General features: G+C 70.3%; 8 protein-coding genes. 2 read left to right on the forward strand and 6 right to left on the reverse strand.

Going from position 1 to position 8,239, the window contains the following annotated elements:
* The first annotated feature begins 11 nt into the window (after positions 1 to 11).
* Entirely contained in the window at positions 12 to 344 is a 333-nt protein-coding gene (locus tag A5622_RS02895) for a hemophore-related protein (RefSeq protein WP_066866235.1), read from the forward strand.
* A gap of 24 nt (positions 345 to 368) precedes the next feature.
* On the opposite strand, the gene A5622_RS02900 is transcribed toward A5622_RS02895, so the two are convergent.
* From A5622_RS02900 to mshB, 4 genes are all read right to left on the reverse strand, one after another.
* Entirely contained in the window at positions 369 to 1,133 is a 765-nt protein-coding gene (locus A5622_RS02900) for a maleylpyruvate isomerase N-terminal domain-containing protein (RefSeq protein ID WP_066876536.1), read from the reverse strand.
* A gap of 39 nt (positions 1,134 to 1,172) precedes the next feature.
* Entirely contained in the window at positions 1,173 to 3,824 is a 2,652-nt protein-coding gene (locus tag A5622_RS02905) for a bifunctional FO biosynthesis protein CofGH (protein ID WP_082972044.1), read from the reverse strand.
* 96 nt (positions 3,825 to 3,920) lie between these two features.
* A complete protein-coding gene (locus A5622_RS02910) occupies positions 3,921 to 4,382 on the reverse strand; it encodes a hypothetical protein (RefSeq protein ID WP_066866241.1) in 462 nt (153 codons plus the stop codon).
* 92 nt (positions 4,383 to 4,474) lie between these two features.
* Positions 4,475 to 5,389 (reverse strand): N-acetyl-1-D-myo-inositol-2-amino-2-deoxy-alpha-D-glucopyranoside deacetylase, encoded by a 915-nt coding sequence (gene mshB / locus A5622_RS02915; RefSeq protein WP_066876540.1) that lies wholly within the window; start codon positions 5,387 to 5,389, stop codon positions 4,475 to 4,477.
* 95 nt (positions 5,390 to 5,484) lie between these two features.
* On the opposite strand from mshB, the gene A5622_RS02920 reads away from it, so the two are divergent.
* On the forward strand, positions 5,485 to 6,096 hold the full coding sequence (locus A5622_RS02920; protein WP_066866245.1) for a TetR/AcrR family transcriptional regulator: 612 nt from the start codon (positions 5,485 to 5,487) through the stop codon (positions 6,094 to 6,096).
* An 11-nt stretch (positions 6,097 to 6,107) separates the two neighbouring features.
* Here A5622_RS02920 and A5622_RS02925 read toward each other — a convergent pair whose 3' ends face one another.
* Together A5622_RS02925 and A5622_RS29970 are read right to left on the reverse strand one after the other, a co-directional pair.
* Positions 6,108 to 8,009, reverse strand: a complete 1,902-nt coding sequence (locus A5622_RS02925; RefSeq protein WP_197507935.1) for an ABC transporter family substrate-binding protein — start codon at positions 8,007 to 8,009, stop codon at positions 6,108 to 6,110.
* A 46-nt stretch (positions 8,010 to 8,055) separates the two neighbouring features.
* Positions 8,056 to 8,239 (reverse strand): hypothetical protein (locus A5622_RS29970; RefSeq protein ID WP_156752818.1); only part of this gene is annotated, 184 nt, incomplete at its 5' end.

Genomic DNA, 8,239 nt, shown 5'->3' on the forward strand with positions numbered 1-8,239 from the left:
GGTGTCCACACATGAGGCTGTCGTTGAGCAAATTGGGCGTTGCGGTTGGCAGCGCGGCGGTGGCGTTGAGCGCCGCGGCCGGGATCGCGTCCGCGGATCCCACCGACGCGATCATCAACACCACCTGCAACTACGGGCAGGTCATCGCGGCGCTGAACGCGACCGACCCGGCAGCTGCCCAACAGCTGAACTCGTCGCCGGTGGCGCAGTCCTATATCCGCAACTTCTTGGCCTCGCCGCCGCCGAAGCGTCAGCAGATGGCCCAGCAGATCCAGGCCATGCCGTCGGCGCAGAAGTACTACGACGACATCAACCAGGTCGCGGTCACCTGTAACAACTACTGAGCCGATCGCTTCGCACGAAGCGGTTCAGTAGCCGCCGAGCAGGCGGCGCACGCGCCCCAGGGTTTCCGGCCCGACGCGGCTGCGAATGCGTGACGGATCGGCGGGCCGCCGGCCCCACAGCAGCAGCACCCGCGCGGCCGCGTCGGTCTCCAGGGTGGCCGGGCCTTCCGGCTCGGCGAGCCCGATGGTGATCTGATCCGGGTCCGCGGCCAGTACGACGTCGTCGGTGCCGTCGGCTCGCAGCCGGGCGTCGATTCGCTCGCCGGGTTTCAGCTGCTTGGCCCCCTTCACCAGCAGCGGCCTGCCCACCGCGAGGACGCTGTGCGTGGTCATCCACGGCTCGGCCAGCCGGGCCTGGGCGGCCGGTTCGTCCCCGGTGATGTCCCAGCTGTGCAGGACCAACTCTTCGCGCATGTGCTCGGCGAACCAGGGCACCTTCATGGTGCGGCCGGTCCAGGCGACGTCGGTGTCGGCGGGCAGCGCCTCGGCCGCCACCGCGACCTCGGTGAGGGTGGCCATCCGGTCGGTCAGCGCGTCCCACAGGTCCGCGTCGTTCAGGGCGCGCAGGGGGCCTTCGCGTTCCTCGAAGCTGCGGGTGGCTACGGGCTGGCCGTCCAGGTGGGCGCCGAGCACCCGCGCGAGCTCTTCGGCGTTTCCGGCCTGGTGGACGACGATGTCGCGCACCGTCCAGGCCTCACACCAGGTGCCGGCGTCGGGTCCGTGCCGGCGCACCGCATCCGCGAACGGCCGCCACTCGGGGAATCGATCGTCATCAATCTGTCGCTTCACGACCCCCGGTATACCCGACGGCACCGACAAGAAGGCGAACTACGCGGCCAGCGTCGTGTAGTCGGTGGTGCGTTGCCGCGCCGGGCGGCCGATGCCCTCGGCGATCGCGACAAGCTCCGCCACCGTCTTGGCCGAGCCGTACTCCGAACCGGCCATCCGGGAGATGGTCTCCTCCATCAGCGTGCCGCCCAGATCGTTGGCGCCGCCGCGCAGCATCACCTGCGTGCGCTCCACGCCGAGCTTGACCCAGCTGGTCTGGATCTGGGAAATGCGGCCGTGCAACATGATTCGCGCCAGCGCGTGCACGGCGCGGTTGTCCCGATGGGTGGGTCCGGGACGCGACGCGCCGGCCAGGTACAGCGGTGAGCTCTGGTGCACGAACGGCAACGGCACGAACTCGGTGAAACCGCCGGTGCGGTCCTGGATGTCGCGCAGCACGTTGAGGTGGCCGACCCAGTGCCGCGGGCTGTCGACGTGGCCGTACATCATGGTCGACGACGACCGCAGCCCGACCTCGTGTGCGGTGGTCACGATTTCGATCCACAGCGACGTCGGCAGCTTGCCCTTGGTCAGCACCCAGCGCACCTCGTCGTCGAGGATCTCGGCGGCGGTGCCCGGAATGGTGTCCAGCCCGGCTTCGCGCAGGCTGATCAGCCACTCGCGAATGCTCAGCCCGCTCTTGGTGACCCCGTTGGCGATCTCCATCGGGGAAAACGCGTGCACGTGCATCGACGGCACCCGCGCCTTGACCGCGCGGACCAGGTCGGCGTAGCCCGTGACCGGCAGCTCGGGGTCGATGCCGCCCTGCATGCACACCTCGGTGGCGCCCTGCACGTGCGCCTCCCACGCGCGGTCGGCGACCTCCTCGGTGGACAGCGAGTATGCATCGGCGTCGCCCTTGCGCTGCGCGAACGCGCAGAACCGGCAACCGGTGTAGCAGATGTTGGTGAAGTTGATGTTGCGGTTCACCACGAAGGTGACGTCGTCGCCGACGGCTTCGCGGCGCAGCGTATCGGCAAGCGCGGCAACCGCTTCCAGCGCGGGGCCGTCGGCGGTGGCCAGGGACAGGTATTCGCTGTCAGAGCAGCCGCCGGGGTCGCGTTCGGCGGACCGCAGCGCGGCCAGCACATCGGTGTCCAGCCGTTCTGGCGCTTTGGCGCCCTGCGCGGCCAGCTCGTTGACGTGCGCGCGGATCGATTCCCAGTCGCCGAAGGCGCTGTCGATGTCGCTGCGGGTCTCGGTGTTGCGGCCCTCGCTGTCGATGGCCGCGTTGAGGTCGACCCGGCCCGAGGAGCCGACGTCGTCGGGCTCCTGCCAGGGCAGCCCCACCGGGTTGACGTCGCGCGCCAGACCGGTCGCCGGATCGGCCAGCGCCGCAACGTGTCCGGACACCCGCGGGTCGATCCACGCCGCGCCCGCCTGCACGTATTTCGGCTGCGCGGTCAGCCGCTGGACCAGCTCGTAACCGGCTTCGGCGGTGACGGCGGCCAAGTCGTCCAACGCCGGCCACGGCCGCTCGGGGTTGACGTGGTCGGGCGTCAGCGGCGACACCCCACCCCAGTCGTCCACCCCGGCGCCGAGCAGGGCCAGGCACTCGTCGCGCGACACCAGATTGGGCGGCGCCTGAATCCGCATGCCGGGGCCGAGGACCAGGCGCGCGACCGCCACCGTGGCCAGGTAATCCTCGATGCCGGCGTCGGGAACGGCGGCCATCGCGGTGTGTTCCTTGGCCCGGAAGTTCTGCACGATCACCTCTTGCACATGACCGAACTCCTTGTGCGCCTTGCGGATCGCATGCAAGGTGTCGGCGCGCTCGGCGAGCGTCTCGCCGATGCCGACCAGCAGGCCGGTGGTGAACGGGATCGACAACCGCCCCGCGTCGGTCAGGGCGCGCAGCCGCACGGCCGGATCTTTGTCCGGGCTGCCGTAGTGCGCAAGCCCTTTCGTCTCGAACAGCCGCCGTGACGTCGTCTCGAGCATCATGCCCATCGAGGGCGCCACCGGCTTGAGCCGGGCCATCTCCGACCAGCTCATCACGCCGGGGTTCAGGTGCGGCAGCAGCCCGGTCTCTTCGAGCACCCGGATCGCCATCGCGCGCACGTAGGACAGCGTGGAGTCATAGCCGCGTTCGCTCAGCCACTCGACGGCCTCCGGCCAGCGATCCTCGGGCCGGTCGCCGAGGGTGAATAGTGCTTCCTTGCAACCGAGTTCGGCCCCGCGGCGGGCGATGTCGAGGATCTCGTCGGGCTCGAGATACATGCCGGCGCCCTGGGCGCGCAGCTTGCCCGGGACGGTGACGAAGGTGCAGTAGTGGCAGGTGTCCCGGCACAGGTGGGTGACCGGGATGAAAACCTTGCGCGAGTAGGTGATCGGCAGCCCGCCGCCCGGCCCGCGCCGGCCGGCCGACTCCAGACCCGCATCGCGCACCCGGGCCGCACTGGCACACAGGTCGGCGAGGTCCGCGCCGCGCGCGGTCATGGCGACCGCCGCCTCGTCGACGTTCAGCGCGACGCCGTCTCGAGCCCGTCGCAGCACCCGCCGCAGCGCCGATGCACCGGCCTTCGGCGGGGCTTCCGGAGAAACCTTGGCCGGCACCACAGGGTTGGGCAGAGCGGTAGGCTCCTCGCCCGGAGTCAACAGCACCTTGGTGTAACTTCCCCACGATCGAATTTCATCCGCGCGTCCCAACATGTGAAATCGTGGCACCCGTTGGCGGGTCCCGTATGGGCAACAGTCAACAGTAGCGGCACCCCCGCGTCGGCAAGCGGGCGACATCCCGGCCGACCGTCAGACGCCCTGCCCGCGCCGCCACAGCACCCAGACCGGCGGTACCACCCCCAGGACCAGCAGCAATAAGGCCGCGTATGCCATCAGGCCGCGGCCGCCCAGGATCACGTCGTCGGCCGGGCCACCCATGCTGATCACCGCCACGGTCAGCAGCCACGTCCACAACGGCAGCGCCGCCAACCGGGGCGAACGGGTCCAGCGGCCGGCGGCCCACACCAGCGCCGCGTTGACCAGTCCGGAAATCAGTCCGCTGATGGGAAACGGGACCGTCCCGATGTAGAGAGGCAGCAGCAGGGCTCCGGCAAGTGCGGAGAGCACCCCGTCGACCGCCAAGAGGGCCAATACGACGAAACGGATCGCGGGGTCGGTCGCGCCGCTGTCGTCAACGGAGGCGACGCGTGGCTTGGTTTCGGTCAGGTCGGGACGCTGTCGATGTTGGACATGATGGAGCCGATAACCCACTGTAGGTTGTCCAGCCGGTCCTGCCAGTGTTGCTGATTAGGGTCCAGGTCGGGGTCCATGCGAATTCCTTCCGTGGCTGCCTGATTGGCAGCCTACCGCGTCGGGGCCGGCGGAAACTCAAGCCCTGCGAGCAGGTCCGTTTCCCAGCCCCGCCCGTCGCGCTCCCCCGCCGCGCCACCGACCAGGACGTAGTGCTCTTGCCCCAGAATCGGTATCGCCGCGTTGTTCGACAGCGCGCAGGCGCGACCGGTCGGTCCGACCACCACCTGGGTGGCGTGCGCGGCGAGCGCCGCCCGCTTGGCGGCCACGGCCTCCGGGCCGGTCTCGACGACGGCGTCGATGTCCTCGTCGGCGTAGCCGAAGGTGAACTCCTCCTTCGGCGGGATCGACCATTCGGGCCGCAGATCCTCGGGCGTCAGCGCGTCCATGGCCGCTTCGAAGGCGCTCGTTGCGAAGACCGACCAGTAGAACTTCGGCACGGCCCAGGGCTCGTCGGGAAAGTCGGCGGCGCCGGCTCCGGGACCCGCCGCCGCCACGGCGGCCGCCGTGATGCGGTGCGCGTGAACGTGATCGGGATGGCCGTAGCCGCCGGCCGGGTCGTAGGTCACCACGACGTGTGGGCGCTGCTCGCGGATGACGGCCACCAGCGCGCCGACGGTCTCGCGGTCGTCGGCGTCGATGAAGCGTTGCCGGTGCCGCGCCGGCGTGCCGCGCATGCCCGAATCGCGCCACCGGCCGGCGCCGCCGAGGTAGTGCGGCTCGCCCACGCCCAGCGCCCGCAGCGCGGCGGTCAGTTCGCCGATCCGGTAGCCGCCGAGTTGGTCCGCGCGATCGACGGCCAGTTCGGCCCATCGTTCGCCGATCACCTCGCCCTCTTCGCCCAGCGTGCAGGTGACCACCCGGACATCGGCGCCACGGGCGGCGTAGTGGGCGATGGTGGCGCCGGTGCCGAGGCTTTCGTCGTCGGGGTGCGCGTGGACGAACAGTAGCCGCGGCGTCTCAGGCATGGACGGCACCCTACGGCAGCCGCGACGATTCGGGCAGTCCGGCCGCTACCCACCGGTAAGCGGCAGGTAGGAACGCGCACGGCTACTATCAAGGAGTGCCCCAGCTCACGGACGCAGACCAGACCGGCAGCCGAAGCCGCCGGCGCGGCGAGGTCCTCGAACGCGCCCTGTACGAGGCCACCCTGGCCGAGCTGACCGAGGTCGGTTACGGCGGCCTGACCATGGAGGGCATCGCGGCGCGCGCCCATACCGGCAAGGCCGCCCTGTACCGGCGCTGGGACACCAAGTGCGAGCTGGTGCACGCCGCTTTGGTGTTCGCGCTACCGCCGCTGCCCGAGCTGCGTTCCGGCCGGTCGGCCAGGGAGAACCTGCTGGCGATGTTCACCGCGCAGCGCGACCTACTGGCCGGAAAGACCGGCTTCCCGGGCCTGGACGTCATCCATCAGCTGTTGCACGAGCCCGAGATGCGGGCCATCTTCGCCGACGCGGTGGTGCGGCCGCGCATGCAAATCGTGGAATCGATCCTGCAGGCGGCCATCGACGACGGTGACCTCGATCCGACGACGGTCACCCCGCTCACCGCCCGCATCGGGTCGGCTCTGATCAACCAGCACTTCTTGCTGAACGGTTCGCCGCCGAACCGGCGCGAGCTGGCGCTCATCGTCGACACCGTGATCCCGCCGCGCGCAACGCGTCCCGCCGACTGACCGCGCGGGCGTTATGGCCCTGTCTTGATCCACTGGCCGGCGTCGCCGACGATGCCGACCGGGACCGCACCGGACAGGCTGACGTTCTGCACGCTCGGGCCGGCCCCGACGATCGTGGTGTCCTGCAGGATCGGCAGCACGGTAGCCATGTTCCACAAGCGCGGTTCGACCGCGGTGATCACGTCGTTGATGTTCTTGGTGCCGTTGAGGGCGGCGTCGATGTTCGACTGGATGCTGCGATCGCAGATCCCGGTGAGGTTCGACGGCGCCTGCACCAGGGCGTTGGGATCGGCCGGGCGGCTGGGCGGCGGCGTGGTCGTCGGCGTCGTCGACGTGGCGGGCGCCCCGGTGGACGGCGTGGGACCGGCGGGGGCCGACGGCGCGGGTGCCGGCCCGTTGGAGATCGGCACCTGGGTGGATTCCAGTGCGGGACAACCGTATCGGGAGGCGAGCCGGGTCGCCAGGTTGCCACCCGCCTGATGCCAGCCGACGATCGCGTCGACCCGGTTGTCGTTGAGCGCGTCGTGATAGAGGGTGACCGGGTCCAGCGCCAGCACGGTCGCGGCGATGCCGACGTTGCGCAGGCGGTCGGCGGCGGTGTTTGCCACCGCGACCGAGGTCGGATCGTTCACCGCCACCCCGATCACCAGCGAAAGTTGTTGGCCGTCCTTGCTGATCCGGCCGCGGATGACCTCGGGCGGCCCGGTGTTCGGCGGGGCTGATGGCGGCGCCGCCGAAGCCGAAGTGTTGGGGTCGACCTTGTAGCCGGCCCCCTCCAGCAGCGCCAGCGCCGCCGGGGTCGTCATCGCCGGTGGCGCGGTCGGCTCGTAGCCCGGGTCGCTCGGCGCCCGGATCTGGGCCTGGTCCAGGGTGACGGTGTTGTCGCTGCCGGCGCCGACGGCCGCGAGCAGGTCGACGTCGAGCAGCCCCAGGATGGCCTTACGGACTTGCGTGTCCGCCAGTTTGGGTTCGGTGGCCCGCAGCGTGAGCTGCATGATGCGCGGCGTCACGATCCGGGCGGTCCGGACGTCGGGGATGGCGGACAGCTGCGCGAAGGCCGCCGAGCCGCCGTGCACCTGCGCCACCTGGGTGTCGCCGTTGCGCACGGAATCGGCCAGCGCGGCCGGCGCCCCGGCGCGGCGGAACAAGATGAGCGCGGGTTTGGCCGGCGGTCCCCAGTAGCGGTCGTTGCGGGCCACCAGGATCTCGTCGCGCTGCGGATCGATGCTTTCCACCCGGAACTGGCCGCCGGTGACGGGAAGCGCCCGGGCCAGACCCGCGGCGAAACCGCCGGGCACGTCCTTGACGATGTGGGCCGGAAGGATGTTGCTGAACAACTCCTTCCACGCCGGATACGGTTCGGCGAAGGTGACCACCGCCTGCTTGCCGCCCTCCAGGGACTGCACGCCGGTGATGAGGTCGTACCCGGCCGGGTCGACGACCCCGGGCTGGCTGACCATCTGGTGCCACAGGTACCAGAAGTCGTCGGCGGCGATCGGCGCGTTGTCGGTCCACTGCGCCTCCGGCCGGATCTTGTAGGTCACCGTGAACGGGTTCTGGCTGGTCACCTCGGCCGACACCAGCAGGGTCGGGTCCATCTCCCAGCGGGAACCGGTCGGCATGTTGGGGTCGGGGACCGGCCGAAAGGCGCTCGGCAGCACCAGCGCGCTGATCGCCGCGTTCACCGGGGACAGGTCGGACAGCAGGTGCGGGTTGAAGCCGGCCCCGATCGAGTCGATGCCCATGATGATCTCGCTGACCCGCGGTGGCGGCGGCACGGAGTTGTGCGGCGTATCGGTGCTCTGCGGCGCCGGCGGCGGGTTGACCGTACAGGCCGAGAGCACGAGTCCGACCAAAAAGATCAGTCCGCCCAGCACCATGAACCAACGGCGGACTCGTCTCGGCACGCTGATCAGGGTATCGAGCAACCGCACAGCAGCCCGTCCGACCACCCCGGTGTTAACCCCGCGCCTTGGCGCGCGACCGGCTGCGGGCCCGGGCGGTGGCGTCCAGCTCGACCTTGCGCACCCGCACGATCTCCGGGGTCACCTCGACGCATTCGTCTTGCGCGCAGAGGATCTCGACATCAACGTCACCCGCGAGAAGAAGCTGACCAACATGCGGTCGTCGACCGCCGATGTCA

The sequence above is a fragment of the Mycobacterium sp. 1245801.1 genome (assembly GCF_001673055.1).
Taxonomy (GTDB): domain Bacteria; phylum Actinomycetota; class Actinomycetes; order Mycobacteriales; family Mycobacteriaceae; genus Mycobacterium; species Mycobacterium europaeum_A.

Bases quoted from the DNA above. Each gene is read 5' to 3' on its own strand.
- A5622_RS02895 (WP_066866235.1), top strand. From the start codon at position 12: ATGAGGCTGTCGTTGAGCAAATTGGGCGTTGCGGTTGGCAGCGCGGCG.
- A5622_RS02905 (WP_082972044.1), bottom strand. From the start codon at position 3,824: ATGTTGGGACGCGCGGATGAAATTCGATCGTGGGGAAGTTACACCAAG.
- mshB (WP_066876540.1), bottom strand. From the start codon at position 5,389: ATGCCTGAGACGCCGCGGCTACTGTTCGTCCACGCGCACCCCGACGAC.